Source organism: Cupriavidus sp. MEYA8 (assembly GCF_059278825.1).
This window is the reverse complement of record NZ_JCAEMD010000003.1, coordinates 479,547-498,054: the sequence shown is the minus strand read 5'-3', so window position 1 is coordinate 498,054 and position 18,508 is coordinate 479,547. Positions and strand designations below refer to the sequence as shown.

The following is an 18,508-nucleotide window of genomic DNA, read 5'->3' as shown; positions in this document are numbered from 1 at the left end:
GGCAGGGCATGGCTGGTGCGAGCCACAGGCCTTGCAGGTATCGCGGAGAGGCGCAGTCGCTGCGCCTTTCCCTTCCGACGAGCAATACGCGGACTTTTGTCGTTGAAGGCTATTTAAAGCCAAGCGACGGGATCCGGCCTGGTGCAGCTCCCTGGCTGGCAGACATCTACGCGTCAGCGTTAGCCTCAGCCTCCAGCGACTGGTCGCTCGATCACGCTGATCATTCCAGAAGCTTTGGTGGCCACTTCCCTGACAGTCGCCTTCAGGAACTCGAGTTCATTCTGAAAGCGCTCTGACGGCCCCGCCACATTCAGGGAGGCCACGCAACGGCCTTCAGCATCAAACACCGGTGCCGCGACAGAGGCCAGGCCCTTGCTGTAGCTGCCGAAAGAGCAGGAAAGTCCTTCCTCCTGGATCTTGGCCAGCTCTTTGGTCAGGGAGGCCCGGGTGAAAGGGATCTCCATCTTGGCCTTCAGGGAAACTGTTGCCAGGTATTGTTTGCGCCATGCCGGAGCGGCAAAGGCAAGCAGCAGCCTGCCTGCCGAACTCGCATAGAGTGGCCGGGAAGTTCCGACCGGGATCTGGTAGCGGATTGGATGTGGACTCTCGATGATTTCCACATAGGTTATGGCTTCCGCTTCCGGGACCATCACGCCGAGCATCACGGTCTCTTCGGTGCGGGCCGCCAGTTCTTCCATGAAGGGGCGGATCATGCGAGGGAAATTCCAGGCCGACATGACGCCCGCAGCGAGGCGGAAAATGGATGGCCCGAGCCGATAGGTCGAGTCGTTGTGCACCAGGTAACCTTCCGCGACGAGTGGGCGCAGAAGGTTCAGCAGACTGCTTTTCGGTGATTCCAGTGCGACATTGAGTTCGGCCAGTGTCATGCCGTCGCGCGTCTTTGACAGGATCTCGAACAGACCCAGCAGGCGAGTCAGCGAGCGCGGGCCGGATGGCTCGCTGGCTTCCTCATTGAGACCTTCACATTTACGGGAGACTCTTGGCATCTGTGGTGCTCACTTTTCCATGTCGCCACACCTTCACGGTGCGGTAGCATCACAATTCTAACCTACGCCATCTTTGCCCGTTGCGGTCAGGCGGCCCAGCCACCGCATACGGGCGTGGCATGGGCGGTGCACCTTACTCGGCTTTCGGGCCCCGGAAATTGGGCTTGCGTTTTTCCATGAATGCGCGCACCCCTTCGTGGGATTCCTCGGTGCCGTAATAGAGGCTGAGCGCCTGCATGCCGAGCCCGCCAATGCCGCGGATCGAGTCCGAGTCGGCATTGAAGGAGCGCTTGGCAATGGCAATGGCGGTCGGGCTCAGTGCCATGATTTCCTCGCACCAGCGCTCCACTTCGGCGTCGAGTTCGTCCGCGGGCACTACGGCGTTGACCAGACCCCATTCCAGGGCCTGCTTCGCGCTGTAGCGGCGGCACATGAACCAGATCTCGCGCGCACGCTTTTCACCGATCACGCGTGCCAGGAAGGCAGTGCCGAAACCCGGGTCCACCGAGCCGACCTTAGGCCCTACCTGGCCAAAGATGGCGCTCTCCGAGGCGATCGCGAGGTCGCAGCAGGTCACAAGCACATTGCCGCCGCCGATGGCGTAGCCGTTCACGCGGGCAACCACGGGCTTCGGGACTTCGCGGATCAGGCTCTGCAGTTCCTCGACCGGCAGGCCGATCAGACCGCGCCCGTCATAGCCACCGTCGTGCGCCGACTGGTCCCCCCCGGTGCAGAACGCCTTGTTGCCTGCGCCTGTGAGCACGATCACGCCGACTGACTTGTCCCATCCGGCCCGGTGCAGCGCGTCGATCAGTTCGTCGCAGGTCTTGCCGCGAAAGGCGTTGTATTTGTCCTGGCGGTCGATGGTGATCGTTGCGACGCCATTCTTCACAGTAAAGCGGATATCGGTGTAGTCAGTCATGGATTCCTCCGTGGTGGTTTGATACATCAAGTCGATACAACGTTGGGCGGGCGCGAAGGTCGTTGACTCAGTCCCGCGAACGCCCTGTTTCAGATACTGAAGTTGACCGCGTGCGGAGTGCCCGGCTCATCGCGGCGAGTCCCGGGCGACAGCAAGCCGCCTGCCCTGCGCATGTGCGCTTTGCTCCCGCCTTCCAGACACATCCATCCTTGTTCTCGCGACCGCGCCATCGATGCGTTGTGTTCACATATTGGAACAACGATCAAAAAACGCTAGACGAATGATGCCATAGTTCGTAGGATTAGAACACTGTTCAAATATTAGAACGAAAGCCGGCGATCGGTCGGCGTCATCAGGCGAGATGACGCCAGCGCAAGCCCGGGGCTTTCCCAATTGGAGAAATGGCGTGGCTGGATCTCTTTCCCGTCTTAGGGTGCTAGACCTCACCCGGGTGCTGGCCGGTCCCTGGTGCACCCAGATGCTTGCGGATCTTGGCGCTGACGTGATCAAGGTGGAGCGCCCGCGTCTGGGCGATGACACACGGCACTGGGGTCCCCCCTGGGTCAAGTCCGAGGAGGGTGAGGAGACCACCGACTCGGCATACTTCACATCGACCAATCGCAACAAGCGCTCGATCGCCATTGACCTGGCCAGCCCGGAGGGCCAGGCGCTGGTTCGAGAGTTGGCAGCCAAGTCCGACATCCTGGTCGAGAACTACAAGGTTGGGGACCTGGCCCGCTATGGCCTGTCGTATGCCGAGCTGCGCGAAATCAATCCGCGGCTGATCTATTGCTCCATCACGGGCTACGGGCAGGACGGCCCGTATTCCGATCGTCCCGGCTACGACTTTATCTTCCAGGGTGAAGGCGGGCTGATGAGCATCAACGGAGAAGCCGACGACAAGCCGGGTGGCGGCCCGATCAAGACGTCCATCGCGGTCACCGACGTGCTGACCGGCCTGAACGCGGCCATTGCGATCCTCGCGGCGGTGGAAAGCCGTCACGCGACCGGAGTCGGGCAGCACATTGACATTGCGCTCCTCGATACCGTGGTGAACTTCGGCGCCAACCAGATTGCGAGCTTCTTCGCTACCGGCCAGATTCCGCGCCGCTGGGGCAATGAACACCCGAACCTGACGCCTTACCAGTCGTTCGCTACGGCCGATGGCCACATCATCGTGGGATGTGGCAACGACAGCCAGTACCGCAAGTTCTGCGCAGTGATCGGGCGTGACGATCTTGTTGCCGAACCGCGCTACCAGACCATGAAGAGCCGCAATATCAATCGCCGTGCGCTGCAACGTGAACTGGACGAGACGATGCGCCAGCAAACGACGGCCTATTGGCTGGAGCACCTTGCGGATTCAGGCGTGCCCTATGGGCCGATCAACAACTACAAGCAGGTGTTCGAGCATCCGCAGGTTGTGCACCGTGATCTGCGCGTGGACATGCAACACGCCCGCGGCGGCACCGTCGGCACGGTGAGGAATCCGATCAGGCTGTCCGGCACCCCGGTCGAGTATCGCATTGCGCCGCCGCTTCGTGGTCAGCATACCTTTGAGATCTTGGCTGAAGTACTGGGCAGGGATACGGAGGCCATCTCGGCATTGCAAGGCGCGGGCGTGGTCGAAACCCCTGTGCAGCCCGCTGAACACTGAACCGACGCCATCGACATACAACACATCGCCAAAGAGAATCGCAATGACCTACACCCTGAATGAGGATCACCGGCAGATCCAGGATCTGATTCGCCGCGTCGCTCGTGAGAAGGTAGCGACACGCGCCGATGAAATCGACCGGACCGCGGAGTATCCGCATGACATGTTTGCGCTGCTCAAGGAGCTTGGCCTGTTCACCCTGCCGTTCCCAGAGCAGTACGGTGGTGCAGGCAGCTTGCTGTCCGCCTGCATCGCGATCGAGGAGTTTGCCCGGGTCTGCTACAACACCGCATACCTGTTGCTGGTCCAGTGGGTGCCGTTCGGTGCGATTCTCTCTGGGGGAACTCCTGAGCAGAAGCAGTGGCTGCTGCCTGGCCTCGCCTCCGGCGACCTGCGCGGTGCTTTCTCGACGACGGAAGCACAGAGCGGATCCGATGTAAGCGGCATTAAGACCCGTGCCAAGAAGGTCGATGGCGGGTACGTGCTCAATGGCGCCAAGATCTGGTGTACGAACTCCGACATCGCCGACTTTGTCCTGGTGGCGGCGAAGTACGGCGACGATCCAAGGAACAACATCAGTATGTTCATCGTCGAGAAGGGGATGAAGGGCTTCACAGTCGGCCGCAAGGAAGAAAAGATCGGCGCGCGCGGTGTGCCGTCCTGCCCGCTGTTCTTCGACGATGTCTTCATTCCCGAATCCCACAAGCTGGGCGGTGGCTTCAAGGCGGTGATGGAGGCCTTTAATGCCAGCCGTCCCTTAATCGGTGCGCGCGGCGTTGGCCTTGCGCAAGGCGCGATCGACCATGCCACGCAGTTTGTCAAGGATCGGTCGGCATTCGGCCAGCAGGTCAGCGATTTCCAGGGCATCCGCTGGATGCTGGCGGACATGCAGATGCAGACCGAGGCAGCCCGCAACCTGGTCTACCGCGCGGCATCCCTGGTGGATGGCGGGGCCAGCGCCGCGGAAACTGCACCCATGGCGGCGATGGCCAAGTGCTTTTCCTCGGATACAGCGATGAAGGTGGCAACTGACGCAGTGCAACTGTTCGGCGCGGCCGGTGTTTCCGCAGAGTATTCGATCAACCGGTATTTCCGCGATGCGAAGGTGCTCCAGATCATCGAGGGCACGAATCAGATCCAGCGGAACATTATTTCCAACAGCATGCTGGGCCGACCGGCCAAGCGATAGCCCATTCCAATCCCACCACAACCATTGTAACGAAAGGAAGCTCCCATGGAAGACGCAACGCTTCAAACTGTCGGGCTCGGCATGTACTTCGAAGACCTTCCGGTAGGACGCAAGTTCAGGACCATCGGACGCACCATTCAGGATGCCGACATCTGTGCATTCATCAACGTGATCCACATGACGGAAGTGCTGTTCACCGACATGGAGTTCCTCAAGCATGAATCGGACATCAAGGGTCGCCTGGCGCCGGGCTCGCTGGTCTACTGCTTCGCGGAGGGCCTGCTCACGCAGTCCACCATGCAAAAGACCGGCTATGCGTTCCTGAATATGGAACTGGACATCAAGAACCCTGCCTTTGCCGGCGACACACTGCATGTGGAATGCGAGGTGATTGAAGCGCGGCGGTCGAAGAGCCGGCCCGGCCGTGGCCTGGTGCGCACGCGCAATCGCGTGGTGAAGCAGGACGGAACAGAACTGCTGGTCTATACCCCGCTGCGCATGATCAAGTGCCGCGACTCGCAGTAAGCCGGACACCGTCTCGGTGGCAACGCTATCGCATTGTCACCTTCGATAAATAGCCAGAGGAGTGAGTGATGAAAGGTCTGCAGGAAAAGGTAGTTATCGTGACGGGCGGCGCTGGTGGTATCGGTGCGGCGCTGTGCAAGCGCTTTGCCGAGGAAAAGGCCGCTGTTGCCGTGTTCGACCTCAATGCGGAGGCAGCGCACCAGGTAGCGGCCCAGATCCGTGAAGCTGGTGGTAAGGCGAGTGCCTACGCCGTCGACATTACCGACAACGCCGGTGTCAATGCGGCAGTGGCTGCAGTAGAGGAGCAACTCGGACCTGTGGATGTACTGGTCAACAACGCCGGCTGGGATTTCGCTGCCCGTTTTGTCGATACGACGCCGGATCTTTGGCAGAAAATCATTTCGATCAATCTGGTCGGTCCGCTGAACTTGCACCAGGCGGTGGTGAAAAGCATGGCAGCGCGCGGTGCTGGCCGTGTGATCAATATTGCCTCGGACGCGGGCCGTGTGGGCTCTTCCGGCGAGTCCGTCTACTCCGCCTGCAAGGGCGGGATCATTGCATTCTCGAAGACCCTGGCGCGCGAGCTGGCCCGCAAGAAGATCAACGTGAACGTGGTCTGCCCGGGGCCGACAGATACGGCTTTGTTCCGAGATTTTGCCGGCGAAGGCGAGAGTGGCGAAAAGCTGCGTGGCGCATTGGCCAAGGCCATCCCGTTCGGCCGTCTGGGCCAACCGGAGGATGTGGTGGGGGCGGTCTGCTTCCTGGCTTCAGATGATGCAGCTTTCATCACCGGGCAGGTGCTGTCGGTTTCCGGTGGCCTGACCATGGCAGGCTGACTGGCAAACGAGCAGGGGCGTGCCCGGGCCCATGCACCAGGGCGAGCCTGAGCACTAAGGGAGACAGTTGTGCGAGTGAAGACGATGCAACGCAAGCCGCGACCTGCGGCGTTCGCGGTCAAGCTGGTGGCAGGCCTGCTGGGCCTGACGGCGATTGCGAATGCGCAGGACAATTACCCAAGCCGGCCGATCCGGCTCGTATTGGGATTCTCGGCCGGTGGCGGCACGGATGTCGTTGCCCGCATCCTTGCCCAGAAGCTTGGCGAGAATCTGGGCAAGCCGGTGGTGGTGGACAACAAACCGGGAGCAAACGGGAATATTGCTGCGGAAGTCGTGGCGAAAGCGGCAGCTGACGGCTATACGTTGCTTTACAACACCTCAGCAATCATCCTGAGTCCATCGCTTTACTCGCGACTCAACTACGATCCGCAGAAGGACTTCGCGCCGGTAGGGCTGGCAGCCAATTTGCCCATCGTTCTCGTATCCAACCCCAACGCACCGGTGCGCACGGTCAAGGATGTGGTCTCTTCGCTGAAGGCCCGCCCCGGGGAGTTGAATTACGGCTCGGCCGGCAGCGGCAACATCACCCACCTTTCGATGCTGATGTTCGAGAACGCGGTCGGTGCCCATGGCACGCACGTTCCGTATCGTGGCGAGGCGCCTGCGCTAGCGGACCTGGTAAGCGGGCAGGTCCAGATCTACATGGGAACGTCGGGTGGCGTCGTTCCCCTGATTCGCGACAAACGCTTGCGGCCGCTGGCGGTTGGGAGCCTGACGCGCTTGCCCTGGTTGCCCCAAGTTCCGACGCTTAACGAAAGCGTGGCGGCTGGCCTGGAACTTGGGGCCTGGTCGGGCATCGTCGCACCGGCTGGTACGCCGCAAGACATTATCAAGCGCGTTTCCGCGGCACTCCATGGAACGCTGAATGATAAGACGGTCCAGGCACGCCTCAGCGAGCAGGGTGCGGAAGTCAGATATGCGCCGCCGGAGCAGTATGGTGCATTCCTGCGGTCGGAGCAGGCGCGCTGGGAAAGGCTCATCCGCCAGGCCAATATCAAACTCGATTGAAAATCAAATGAACGGGTTGGCACCGATGTGGTGTCTTCCCCTGAAGGAACGAGCGCAATGAAAGTACTGGTCGCAGTCAAGCGGGTGGTGGATTACAACGTCAAGGTCCGCGTCAAGGCGGACGGCAGCGGCGTCGATCTGGCCAACGTGAAGATGAGCATGAACCCCTTCGACGAAATCGCCGTGGAAGAGGCCGTGCGCCTGAAGGAAGCCGGCGTTGTCACCGAAGTGATCGCCGTCTCGTGTGGTGTCACGCAGTGCCAGGAAACCCTGCGCACCGCGATGGCCATCGGTGCCGACCGCGGCATCCTGGTGGAATCGAACGAAGACCTGCAACCGCTGGCCGTGGCCAAGCTGGTGAAGGCGCTGATCGACAAGGAACAGCCGCAACTGGTGATCCTGGGCAAGCAGGCCATCGACGACGACTCCAACCAGACCGGCCAGATGGTGGCCGCGCTGGCTGGCCTGCCGCAAGCCACGTTCGCCTCCAAGGTGGTGGTTGCCGACGGCAAGGCCTCGGTGACGCGTGAAGTCGATGGCGGCCTGGAAACGCTGTCGCTCAAGCTGCCGGCCGTGGTGACGACCGACCTGCGCCTGAACGAGCCGCGCTACGTCACGCTGCCGAACATCATGAAGGCCAAGAAGAAGCAGCTCGATATCGTCAAGCCGGAAGACCTCGGCGTCGACGTCAAGCCGCGCCTGTCGACCCTGAAGGTGGTCGAGCCTGCCAAGCGCAGCGCGGGTGTGATGGTGCCGGACGTCGCGACGCTGGTGCAGAAGCTGAAGAACGAAGCCAAGGTTATCTGAGCGCGGGGGAGAAATAACATGACTGCACTCGTCATTGCTGAACACGACAATCAATCCATCAAGGCCGCCACGCTGAACACCGTGACCGCCGCTGCCCAGTGCGGCGGCGACGTGCACGTGCTGGTGGCTGGTTCCAACGCCAAGGCCGCGGCTGACGCCGCCGCCAAGATCGCCGGCGTGACCAAGGTCCTGCTGGCCGACGCACCGTACTTCGGTGACGGCCTGGCCGAGAACGTGGCCGAGCAGGCGCTGGCCATCGCCAACGACTACTCGCACATCCTGGCTCCGGCCACCCCGTACGGCAAGAACATCCTGCCGCGCGTGGCTGCCAAGCTGGACGTGGCCCAGATCTCGGAAATCTCCAAGGTCGACGCCCCGGACACGTTCGAGCGCCCGATCTACGCCGGCAACGCCATTGCCACGGTCAAGTCGGAAGACAAGATCAAGGTCATCACCGTGCGCGGCACCGCCTTTGACGCCGCTGCCGCCGAAGGTGGCTCGGCCGCCGTTGAAACCCTGCCGGCCGTGGCCGACGCAGGCGTTTCGCAGTTTGTTTCGCGCGAAGTGGCCAAGAGCGACCGTCCGGAATTGACCGCCGCCAAGATCATCGTCTCGGGTGGCCGTGGCGTGGGTTCGGGTGAGAACTACACCAAGGTGCTGACGCCGCTGGCCGACAAGCTGGGCGCCGCACTGGGTGCCTCGCGCGCCGCCGTGGACGCCGGCTTCGTGCCGAACGACTACCAGGTCGGCCAGACCGGCAAGATCGTCGCGCCGCAGCTGTACATCGCCGTCGGTATCTCCGGCGCGATCCAGCACCTGGCCGGCATGAAGGACTCCAAGGTGATCGTCGCGATCAACAAGGATGCCGAAGCGCCGATCTTCTCCGTGGCTGACTACGGCCTGGTGGGCGACCTGAACACCGTGGTGCCGGAGTTGGCCGCGGCACTGGGCTGATGCCCTTGGCAAACAGGAGAACGTGATGAACGTGTCGGAAATGCAGGTAATCGTTGACCGCTCGCCGCTCAACCGCTGGCTTGGCATGGCGGTGCAGGCGGTTGGCGAGGACTCGGTCAGCCTGACAGTGAAATGGCGTGATGAACTGGTCTCAAGCCCGGAACGCCAATCCACGCATGGCGGCATTCTTGCCACCCTGATCGACGGCGCTGGTGACTACGCCGTGGCGGCCAGGATCGGCCATGCCGTGCCCACCCTCAACCTGCACGTTGACTATCATCGCGTCGCAACACCCGGCGACTTGCGTGTGGACGCGAATATCGTGCATCAGGGTGGCACTGTGGCAACTGCGGAGGCCCGTGTGTATGACACGTCGGGCCGCATGGTGGCGAGCGGCCGTGCGCTGTACTTTGTCGGTGCCAGGCCAAAAGCATGAATGTGAAAGGTGCGATCAAGGTGGAGTGAGGAGATTCCGGATTGCGCCCGGAAACAAGCCGCGAACACCTTGGCATGAGGGCAATGGCATTGACACGGGCTCACGCCGGATAAGCATGGTTTCGAGCCCAACAGAACGGAGACTGACGTGGGGCCACTGAAAGGAATCAAGATCGTCGAACTGGCCGGCATTGGCCCGGGACCGATGGCAGCCATGACACTGGCCGACCTTGGTGCGACCGTATTGCGTATCGAGCGGCGTGAACCGAGCGGGCTTGGGGTGAAGCGCCCCCTGCAATTTGACCTGTTGCTGCGCAACCGCCAGGTGATCGCGCTGGATCTGAAGCAGGCGGAAGCCAGGGAACTCGCGCTGCGCCTGATCGAGGAAGCGGACGGCCTGATCGAAGGCTTTCGCCCTGGCGTGGCCGAGCGAATGGGGCTGGGTCCTGAAGCCTGCCTCGAGCGAAATCCCCGCCTTGTCTATGGCCGCATGACGGGGTGGGGGCAGGAAGGCCAACTGGCACAGGCGGCAGGCCATGACCTCAACTATGTAGCGCTGACCGGCGTGCTTGACCGGATTGGCCGCGAGGGAGAGCCTCCCACGCCGCCACTGAATCTGGTTGGCGACTTTGGTGGCGGTGGCCTCTATCTTGCGCTTGGCATGCTGGCGGGAATCATTGAAGCGCGGCAATCGGGCCAGGGCCAGGTGGTGGACGCTGCTATCGTGGACGGCACCGCGGCGCTGGCCACGTCGATGATCGGCATGCATGCGGCCGGGATGCTTGGCAGCCGTGGCACGAACCTGCTGGACTCGGGCGCCTACTTTTATGACGTATATGAGTGCGCCGACGGCAAATGGGTGTCCGTCGCGCCCATCGAGGGAAAGTTCCACGACGAACTGCTTGCCCGGCTCGGGCTGGATCCGTCCGAACTGGCGGTGCAGGACGACCGCGCGGGCTGGCCGCACAACAGATCGGTCATTGCCGAGCGCTTTCGCAGCAAGACGCGGGACGAGTGGTGCTCGCTCCTGGAGGGCTCGGATGCGTGCTTCGCCCCGGTACTGACGTTCGACGAGGCGCCAGATCATCCGCATCTGAAGGCCCGCGGCACGTTTGTCGAAGTCGAAGGGGTGGTGCAGCCGGCTCCCGCGCCGCGATTCTCGCGTAGTCGGGCGGAGTTGCCACGCCCTCCGACCGCGCCAAGCAGGGAAGGCGGGATCGAGGTATTGCGTGCGTGGCTTGGCGACGTGGCGGCCGACCAATGGGGTCAGCTGTGCGGAGGCGGCGCATGAAGACTGACGCCATGGCCGGTTGCGCAAACCAGGCGAGCGCCAGTGCCAACGCGGCGGCGGCAGTCCCGGCATCCTTCAGGGCCTATCAGATCAGCCGCGGGGATCGGGTCCGTGGGGCAATCACGGATGTGTCGCTCGATACGCTAACGCCTGGGGAAGTGGTGGTGCGATCAGCCTATGCCGGACTGAACTACAAAGACGCGCTGGCCACCACGGACCAGGGGAATGTAATCCGGCATTTCCCTCGCATCGGAGGCAGCGATGTCTCAGGGGTAGTGGTGGCGTCTGACGACGTCCGGTTCCGTCCCGGCGATGCCGTGATGGCGTATGCGCGTGGGCTTGGAGTAGACGAAGACGGCGGCTTCTCCCAGTATGTGCGACTGCGTGCCGAACACACCCTGCCGCTCCCGTATGGCCTGGATTTGCTGGAGGCGGCGGCGCTCGGGGTGGCAGGGTACACGGCAGCCATTGCCGTGCATCTGTTGCTGGAGAACGGATTGGAGCCCGCCGCAGGCGACGTGCTGGTCAATGGTGCCACCGGTGGCGTCGGGAGCATGGCCGTGGAGATGCTGAGCGGCCTCGGCTTTCGCGTCTCGGCCATGTCCAGCAAGGCCGATGAGGACGACATGCTTCTGCGCCTTGGCGCCGTCGAGGTGATCCGCAGCAGCAGTATCGAAAACAGCGGCCGGCCACTGGAACGTTCGCGCTGGATTGGCGCAATTGACAACGTCGGCGGTGCCCAGCTTGCTTGGCTGACGCGCACGCTTCGGCCCCGCGGTGTCATTGCCAGCGTGGGCAATGCCGGCGGAAGCGAACTGGCTACTTCAGTGCTGCCGTTCATCCTGCGCGGCATTCGCTTGCTTGGCGTCAACGTCAGCTACTACGGCGAGTTGGAAGCGATGCTGTGGCAGCGCCTCGCCACAGACCTGAAGCCTGCTCGATTGCGGCACAACACGAAGATCATCGCGCTTGACCAGCTACCGGACCGAATCCAGCAGATGCTGGCCGGTCAAAGCACCGGGCGGACGGTTGTTGCGTTCTAGCTGCGTCACGGCAACGCCGTTACCCGCTCACTCCTATCCGAATGAATCCTATGCTCGTGAATGTCGCCTATGTGGACGGCGTGGCCGTCTTGACGCTGAATCGGCCCGAAGCGCTGAATGCCATCAGCTTTGCCTTGCTGGACGACCTCGACCAGGCACTGGACGAGATCGAGGCTTCGGATGCAAAGGGCGTCATCGTGGTCGGTGCTGGCAATAAGGCGTTCTGTGCCGGTGCCGACATCAAAGAACTGAATGGCCGCTCGCCGGCAGAACAGAAGCGGGACACGCTTCGCGGACAGGCGACTATCTCCCGGCTGGGGCGGTTACGGAGTCCATCCGTTGCCGTTATCCAGGGCTACACCTTCGGTGGCGGTCTGGAGATTGCCCTGGCCTGTACGTTCCGACTTGCTGCCCCGACTGCGAAACTGGGTCTGCCAGAAGTCAAGCTTGGGTTGATTCCGGGCTATGGCGGTACGCAGCGTCTGCCGCGCCTGATCGGGGAGGCCAGGGCACTTGAGCTGATGCTGTCCGGAGGGGTGATGGAGGCCAGCGAAGCGCTGGCTTGCGGCCTGGTGTCCCGGGTGATTGACAGTGGGAAGCTTGTCGCTGCTGCACAGGAGTTCCTGTCGCCGCTCACGCAATACAGCAAGACGGCCTCCCGCCTGATCCGCGAGTCGGTTGCGCGCGGCTTGTCGGTCGGACTGGAAGAAGGGCTACGCATCGAAGCCGACCTGATTACGCTTGCATTCCAAAGTGCAGATGCCAACGAAGGTATGCAGGCATTCATCGAGAAGCGAAAAGCCGAATTCAAGGACAGATAGTTGAAGTGCGAAACCCTGACCGACCCATCTGATACTTCAGGTCGTCGGAATATTTCAGGTTCCCAGGTGTCCCGGTTCTCCTGCGCTATCCGATTCATTTCAAGGAGCCAGTACAGTGAAGAAGGTTGACGTCCAACGTAGGCAGTTTCTCGGCGTTGCGGCTGCCTACACGGCGGTAGTTGCATGTGGAAGCGCTGCTTCAGCGGCTGGCTTTCCGACCCGCCCGGCGACAGTTGTCCTGCCGTATGCGGCAGGTGGCGCTACGGATTCCCTGTTGCGATCCATGCAACCTTCGCTCAGTGAAACTCTCGGACAGGCTGTCGTGATCGAGAACAAGCCTGGTGCATCGGGCTTGCTAGGGGCAATCCAGATGATGAAGGTGCCGCCGGATGGCTATAGCCTGAGCCTCATTCCTGAGGCCGCTTTTCGAATTCCACAGTTGCAGAAGACTGCCTTTGATCCGCTCAAGGACTTCACTTACATCATTCGACTGGCTGGTTATGCGTTTGGCCTCGCGGTGCGTGCCGATGCGCCTTGGAGAACATGGAATGAGCTGGTTGCTGACGCAAAAAGGAATCTGGGAAAGATCAGCTTCGGCTCTGCAGGCCCCAACAGCACGATGCATTTCACCATGGAAGAGATCATGGAGAAAGCTGGCATCCGGCTGAACCACATTCCGTATAAGGGTGAAGCCGATGTGGTGAATGCCCTGCTCGGGGGGGCATGTAGACATCGCTATCGCAAGTGGGCCATTGACACCGCATACCGCATCGGGTCGTTTGCGGGTGCTGATGACCTGGACCCCGAGCGCTATCAGTCGGTATCCGAATGTGCCCACGCTGCGAGACGCGGGTTACGACATGGTTTCGATGGCGCCATTTGGGCTGGTTGGCCACAAGGGCATGAATCCTGCGACGGTAAAGGTACTGCATAATGCTTTCCGGAAAGCTCTGGATGGGCCGGAAGGCTCGACAGCGCTGCGGCGGGTCGAACTCGAGAATGCCTACCTGAACAGTAACGCCTACGGGGCATATGCCCGCGACGAGTTTGAGCGTCAGCGGATCTTGATCAAGCGTCTGGAATCGCGCGCTTCCAACTAAAGTCGGAATGATAAAATGAAAACACGTGTCACCGAGAAACTAGGGAATCGCTGATCAATGAGGTTTGCGCTTGATGTTGCACAAGCCAAGGACTTCAGCTTTCGCAATGCGGGAGAGATAGGACGATTCAAGCCGTCTTTCTCGCGTTTCGCACCTTTCTTGGCCGCGCTTTGCGCGCTCAGGACGGATTGCTCCCCTCTGAGGCCAACAACAGCCTCCTGGCGAACACCAGATTCGCCAAACCAAACAGGCTGAACAACTGCGCCGTGTTCTTGACCAGGCCCTTGTAGCGAACCTTGCGATGACCAAACAGATTCTTGATGACGTGGAACGGATGCTCGACCCGCGCCCGAATCTGGGCCTTGGCCCGCTCGACGGCGATCAGCAAGTCCTTGATCGCTCCGTCGCGCATCGCCTTGATCTTGCCGCGCTTGACGGCCACCTGCCACTTCACGGTCTTGCCTTGCAGTTCCTCGCGCTTGTCCACGCCCGTGTAGCCTGCGTCGCCAAACGCATGGTCTTCGTGGCCATGCAGCAAGGCGTGTGCCTGCGACACGTCGGACTTGTTGGCCGCTGTGCCCACCACGCTATGTACCAGCCCAGAGGCTGCATCCACACCGACATGGGCTTTCATCCCAAAGTGCCAAGCATTGCCTTTCTTTGCCTGGTGCATCTCCGGGTCGCGGCTCTTCTTTTTGTTCTTGGTCGACGGTGGCGCCTCGATGAGGGTGGCATCCACAATCGTGCCTTCCTTCATCATCAGTCCCCGCTCGCACAGCATGATGCCGATCTCGTCGAACAGCTTTCGCGTCAGTTCATGCTCGACGAGCAGGCGGCGAAACTTCAGCAGCGTGGTCGCGTCTGGCACCGCCTCGATTGCCAGGTCGATCCCGGCAAACGCCCGCATCGCCATGCTGTCGTACAGCGCGTCTTCCAGTGCCTCGTCCGACAGCCCGTACCACTGCTGGAGGAAGTAAATGCGCAGCATCCGCTCAAGGCCGATCGGCGGCCGGCCACGTTTGCCCTTGGGGGTAGTACGGCTCGACCGCCGCAATCAGGCGCGCCCACGGCACCACGCTTTCCATCTCCGTCAGGAAGCGCTGGCGGCGCGTCACACGCTTCTTGCCGTGGCTTTCCGCTTCCGCAAAACTGATCTGTCGCTTCATCACAAGACCTGAATCATGGACACGCTTATGACAACGCGCCCACCCAATGCCTCGATGACTCGCGCACTGATTTAATCAGCGATCCCCTAGGAATCAAGTACCCTATTCTTCAAGGCGGAATGCAATGGGTGGGCAAAGCGGAACTGGCGTCGGCTGTTTCAAATGCCGGCGGTCTGGGGATCCTGACGGCGCTGACTCAGCCGACGCCGGACGATCTCCTGCGGGAGATCACGCGCACGCGCACCATGACTGACCGGCCATTTGGCGTCAACCTGACCATCCTTCCTACGATCAACCCTCCGCCGTATGCAGACTATCTCCAGGCAATCATCGATGGGGGGATCAAGGTAGTCGAGACGGCAGGAAATAGCCCTGTAGAATTCATCGGTCGGATGAAGGAGAAGGGCATCACGATCGTCCACAAATGCACCGCTGTGCGCCATGCGCTGTCAGGAACGCAATGGCGTCGATATTGTCAGCATTGATGGCTTCGAGTGTGCCGGCCACCCGGGCGAAGATGACATACCCGGAATGATCCTGATTCCGCTGGCGGTGCGCGCCCTCACAATTCCGGTGATTGCCTCGGGCGGCATTGCCGATGGGCGAGGCATGGCCGCGGCGCTGGCGCTCGGTGCGGAAGGGGTGAATATGGGCACCCGCTTCCAGGCGACGAAAGAGTCGCCAGTGCATGCGAACATCAAGCAGGCGCTGGTGGAAGCGACCGAACGCGACACTCGGCTGATGTTTCGATCTATGCGCAACACCTCTCGTGTCCTGCGCAACGCCGTATCCGAGGAAGTCGTTGCAATGGAGCGTCGGGCCGGCGGGTGCGAGTTCTCGGAAATTCGGCATCTGGTGGCTGGCGCGCGCGGGCGTGAGGCCCTGGCTTCCGGCAATGTGGAGGGTGGGGCGATCTCGACTGGATTAGTCGTGGGCCTGATCGATGATATACCCGGTTGCGCGGAACTGATTCATCGGATGGTGGAAGAGTGCCGCGCTCATCTGGCACGCGCCAGCTCGGCATTTGCAGCAGCATAGAGTGAACGCAATGCAAGCTAACAGAATTCATGAGCTGTTCGATCTGCGTTTCCGAACCGTCCCGGACCAGGTCTTTCTTCATACATTGGATGGTCCGCTGACCTTTGCAGACCTTGCGCGTTGGGTCAATCAATTGGAGCAAGAGCTTCGAATGCTGGACGTGCGCCCAGGCGACCGGGTGTTCGCGTTGGCCGAGAATTGTCCCGAGCATGTTGCATTGATCCTAGCCTGCAGCAGGGTGAGTGCCTGGGCCTGTAGCGTCAACGCGCGGATGGCTGCGGGGGAGATCGATGTCTTCGCAAAGAAGGCTGACGCCCGCGTCGCATACTTTACGAGCGGTATCTCAGGTGTCGCGGCTGAGCATGGGCGAAGATATGGTGCCCGGCCGTCAGTTGTAGGCGGATTGTTGCGTAGCCCAGTGCGTCAGGAGGCGCTATCCGAGCCGTCACCGCTGGCAGAAGAGGTGGCCGCTGTCATCTTCACCTCAGGGACGACCGGTACACCCAAGGGCGTTCAGGTGACCCATGCGGGTCTCCTCCACTACGCGAAGGTAGCAACAGACTGCCGACATATGAAGCCGCAAGATCGTTCGCATGCCTATCTGCCGATGACTCATATCTTTGGCCTGGGGGCCATGTTGGTGGCATCGCTTTATGCAGGCAGCAGCCTGGTCATGCGCAGCCGATTCGATCCCGAGGATGTGTTCGATGCCCTGGCGCACCACGGCATTTCGATCCTGCAGGGGCCACCCGCGATGTTCAGTCGGTTGATGTCGTGGCTGGGCGAGCAACGGGTCGAGCATCCCGCTTGTCCGACATTGCGATACATCTATTCCGGGGCCGCTCCGCTGGACCTGACACTAAAGCGCGCCATCGAGAAGCGTTTCGGGCAGCCCGTCTATCACGGATATGGCATGTCCGAGTACGCCGGCGGGGCGACCATGGTGCGGGATGGGCAGTCTCGCGACGATAGTTCCGCGGGCTACCTCCTTGAGGGGGCGGAGCTGCGGCTGGTCGGCCTGGATGGGAATGAGGTTGCGCAAGGTAAGCGAGGGGAGATCTGGCTAAGAGGGGTGGGCCTGATGCCAGGTTACTTCCGTGATGCACAGGCGACAGCCGAGGCCATGCGGCCAGGTGGCTGGTACGCCAGCGGTGACATCGGGACGCAAGCGCCCGACGGTGCATTGTTCGTGGTTGGCAGGCTCAAGGAGATGATTATCCGCTCCGGTTTCAATGTTTATCCGGGAGAAATCGAGGCGGTGATGCTTCGACATCCTGCTATTCGCAATGCAGCCGTTATTGGTCACAGGGAAGCCGATGGCAATGAGCAGATATTGGCCTTCGTTGAGACAGAAGGTGATTTGCCGCTGGAAATGCCGTCCTTCGAACGCTATCTGAGGGACAATCTTGCGCCATATAAGTACCCGGAACGCATCGTGAAGGAGGATGCCTTGCCCATGACATCGAGCGGCAAAGTACTTAAGCGTGCCTTGTTGGAAATGTCCGAGATGTTGAAGCAGGGCGGCCTCAAATCTGAAGTGCAACACCTTGCCATTCGGTAAGGTGTGGTGAATGACAAGAACGAAGTACCAACAACTCAACCCGAAGAACGCATGCGCATCGAGATTTGGAAGGCAGAAGATGTCAGCCTGCGAGCCATGGCTCGCAGGCTTGGCCGCGCGCCTTCGACACTGGTGCGTGAGCTTCGCCGCAATACCACCGCCCGTGGCGGCTATGACGCAATGAACGCGCAAACTTGCCGTACGCAACGCCACAAGGCCAGCCGTCCAGCAGCTAAGCTGGCTCCTGATAGCGTGCTGTGGGGCGTGGTGCGCCACTTCCTTGACCAGAAGTGGTCGCCCCAGGAAATCTCCGCTACGCTCAAGCGCGCCTTTCCTGACGAGCCCGACCGCAACGTGTCCCACGAGACCATCTACAACGCCATCTACGCCTATCCGCGAGGTGAACTGCGCCGCCAGCTTATCGCCTGCCTGCGCCAAGGCCGCGTCAAGCGCCTCCCGCGCTCACGTGGCACTGACCGACGCGGCCAGATTCCCGAGATGGTCAGCATCCATGTGCGCCCGCCCGAGGTCAACGACCGGCTGATGCCCGGGCACTGGGAGGGTGATCTCATCAAGGGCGCGGGCAACCAATCGGCCGTGAGCGTGCTAGTAGAGCGCATGAGCCGTGCTGTACTGCTGGTCAAGATGCCCGACGCTACTGCTGCTTCGGCCTTGGCGGGCTTCACCGCCAAGCTGCAATCCATGGTCGCGCCGCTGCGCCAGACGCTGACCTACGACCAGGGCCGTGAGATGGCTCGGCACGCCGAACTCAGCGCTGCCACCGGGGTGCGCGTGTACTTCTGCGACCCGCACAGCCCTTGGCAGCGCGGCTCCTGCGAGAACACCAACGGTCTGCTGCGCCAGTACTTGCCCAAGGGCACCGACCTGTCCGTCCACTCTCAGGAGGAGCTTGATGCCATCGCCGACAGTCTCAACACCCGGCCTCGCAAAACCCTTAACTGGCACAACCCATTGCAAGCCCTCGCTCAGGTTCTGGCTAATCCCTCAGACCAGCTGCCTGTTCAATAATTTGCAGGGTGTTGCACTTCGCACTTGAAACCGCCCATTGAAAACTCGCCAAACTTCCG

At 61.3% G+C, this 18,508-nt stretch carries 17 protein-coding genes and 2 pseudogenes; 16 read left to right on the top strand and 3 right to left on the bottom strand.

The window, feature by feature from the left end; all coding sequences use genetic code 11:
• Window positions 1–185 precede the first annotated feature (185 nt).
• The gene (locus AC5WJ1_RS30200; protein ID WP_494477132.1) at window positions 186–1,007 is read right to left on the bottom strand and encodes an IclR family transcriptional regulator; all 822 of its coding nucleotides are present in this window, start codon (window positions 1,005–1,007) and stop codon (window positions 186–188) included.
• A gap of 133 nt (window positions 1,008–1,140) precedes the next feature.
• Window positions 1,141–1,929, bottom strand: a complete 789-nt coding sequence (locus AC5WJ1_RS30195) for an enoyl-CoA hydratase-related protein (protein ID WP_494477131.1) — start codon at window positions 1,927–1,929, stop codon at window positions 1,141–1,143.
• Between the two features lie 406 nt (window positions 1,930–2,335).
• Between AC5WJ1_RS30195 and AC5WJ1_RS30190 the strand changes: the two genes are divergently transcribed.
• The 13 genes and pseudogenes from AC5WJ1_RS30190 (at window position 2,336) to AC5WJ1_RS30130 (ending at window position 13,655) form a co-directional block, all read left to right on the top strand.
• Window positions 2,336–3,586 (top strand): CaiB/BaiF CoA transferase family protein, encoded by a 1,251-nt coding sequence (locus tag AC5WJ1_RS30190; RefSeq protein WP_494477130.1) that lies wholly within the window; start codon window positions 2,336–2,338, stop codon window positions 3,584–3,586.
• A gap of 43 nt (window positions 3,587–3,629) precedes the next feature.
• The gene (locus AC5WJ1_RS30185) at window positions 3,630–4,775 is read left to right on the top strand and encodes an acyl-CoA dehydrogenase family protein (protein WP_494477129.1); all 1,146 of its coding nucleotides are present in this window, start codon (window positions 3,630–3,632) and stop codon (window positions 4,773–4,775) included.
• Between the two features lie 45 nt (window positions 4,776–4,820).
• Window positions 4,821–5,300, top strand: a complete 480-nt coding sequence (locus AC5WJ1_RS30180; RefSeq protein WP_494477128.1) for a MaoC family dehydratase — start codon at window positions 4,821–4,823, stop codon at window positions 5,298–5,300.
• Window positions 5,301–5,368: 68 nt separating this feature from the next.
• On the top strand, window positions 5,369–6,136 hold the full coding sequence (locus tag AC5WJ1_RS30175; RefSeq protein ID WP_494477127.1) for a glucose 1-dehydrogenase: 768 nt from the start codon (window positions 5,369–5,371) through the stop codon (window positions 6,134–6,136).
• A gap of 84 nt (window positions 6,137–6,220) precedes the next feature.
• The gene (locus AC5WJ1_RS30170; protein WP_494477403.1) at window positions 6,221–7,204 is read left to right on the top strand and encodes a Bug family tripartite tricarboxylate transporter substrate binding protein; all 984 of its coding nucleotides are present in this window, start codon (window positions 6,221–6,223) and stop codon (window positions 7,202–7,204) included.
• Window positions 7,205–7,261: 57 nt separating this feature from the next.
• Entirely contained in the window at window positions 7,262–8,011 is a 750-nt protein-coding gene (locus AC5WJ1_RS30165) for an electron transfer flavoprotein subunit beta/FixA family protein (RefSeq protein WP_494477126.1), read from the top strand.
• Between the two features lie 18 nt (window positions 8,012–8,029).
• The gene (locus AC5WJ1_RS30160; protein WP_494477125.1) at window positions 8,030–8,965 is read left to right on the top strand and encodes an electron transfer flavoprotein subunit alpha/FixB family protein; all 936 of its coding nucleotides are present in this window, start codon (window positions 8,030–8,032) and stop codon (window positions 8,963–8,965) included.
• Between the two features lie 25 nt (window positions 8,966–8,990).
• Window positions 8,991–9,401, top strand: coding sequence for a PaaI family thioesterase (locus AC5WJ1_RS30155; protein WP_494477124.1), 411 nt, complete (start codon window positions 8,991–8,993; stop codon window positions 9,399–9,401).
• A gap of 147 nt (window positions 9,402–9,548) precedes the next feature.
• Window positions 9,549–10,691, top strand: coding sequence for a CaiB/BaiF CoA transferase family protein (locus AC5WJ1_RS30150; protein ID WP_494477123.1), 1,143 nt, complete (start codon window positions 9,549–9,551; stop codon window positions 10,689–10,691).
• The gene (locus AC5WJ1_RS30145) at window positions 10,688–11,734 is read left to right on the top strand and encodes an acrylyl-CoA reductase family protein (protein ID WP_494477122.1); all 1,047 of its coding nucleotides are present in this window, start codon (window positions 10,688–10,690) and stop codon (window positions 11,732–11,734) included. Before AC5WJ1_RS30150 ends, AC5WJ1_RS30145 begins: the two co-directional genes overlap by 4 nt.
• A 50-nt stretch (window positions 11,735–11,784) precedes the next feature.
• Window positions 11,785–12,555: an enoyl-CoA hydratase/isomerase family protein gene (locus AC5WJ1_RS30140; protein ID WP_494477121.1), complete on the top strand. Its 771-nt coding sequence runs from the start codon at window positions 11,785–11,787 to the stop codon at window positions 12,553–12,555.
• A gap of 283 nt (window positions 12,556–12,838) precedes the next feature.
• Window positions 12,839–13,225 (top strand): annotated as a pseudogene (locus tag AC5WJ1_RS30135) (tripartite tricarboxylate transporter substrate-binding protein); the annotation flags it as partial.
• Window positions 13,226–13,259: 34 nt separating this feature from the next.
• Window positions 13,260–13,655: a tripartite tricarboxylate transporter substrate-binding protein gene (locus AC5WJ1_RS30130; protein WP_494477120.1), complete on the top strand. Its 396-nt coding sequence runs from the start codon at window positions 13,260–13,262 to the stop codon at window positions 13,653–13,655.
• A 178-nt stretch (window positions 13,656–13,833) separates the two neighbouring features.
• On the opposite strand, the gene AC5WJ1_RS30125 is transcribed toward AC5WJ1_RS30130, so the two are convergent.
• A protein-coding gene (locus tag AC5WJ1_RS30125) for an IS5 family transposase (protein WP_494477119.1) occupies window positions 13,834–14,821 on the bottom strand; the annotation gives its coding sequence in 2 pieces (ribosomal slippage) (window positions 13,834–14,685 and window positions 14,687–14,821; 987 coding nt in all).
• A 119-nt stretch (window positions 14,822–14,940) separates the two neighbouring features.
• Between AC5WJ1_RS30125 and AC5WJ1_RS30120 the strand changes: the two are divergent.
• The 3 genes and pseudogenes from AC5WJ1_RS30120 to AC5WJ1_RS30110 all read left to right on the top strand — a co-directional run bounded on the left by AC5WJ1_RS30120 (window position 14,941) and on the right by AC5WJ1_RS30110 (window position 18,449).
• A pseudogene (locus AC5WJ1_RS30120) lies at window positions 14,941–15,859 on the top strand (NAD(P)H-dependent flavin oxidoreductase).
• 10 nt (window positions 15,860–15,869) lie between these two features.
• Entirely contained in the window at window positions 15,870–17,420 is a 1,551-nt protein-coding gene (locus AC5WJ1_RS30115; RefSeq protein WP_494477402.1) for a class I adenylate-forming enzyme family protein, read from the top strand.
• Window positions 17,421–17,471: 51 nt separating this feature from the next.
• On the top strand, window positions 17,472–18,449 hold the full coding sequence (locus AC5WJ1_RS30110; RefSeq protein WP_494477401.1) for an IS30 family transposase: 978 nt from the start codon (window positions 17,472–17,474) through the stop codon (window positions 18,447–18,449).
• Window positions 18,450–18,508: the final 59 nt, after the last annotated feature.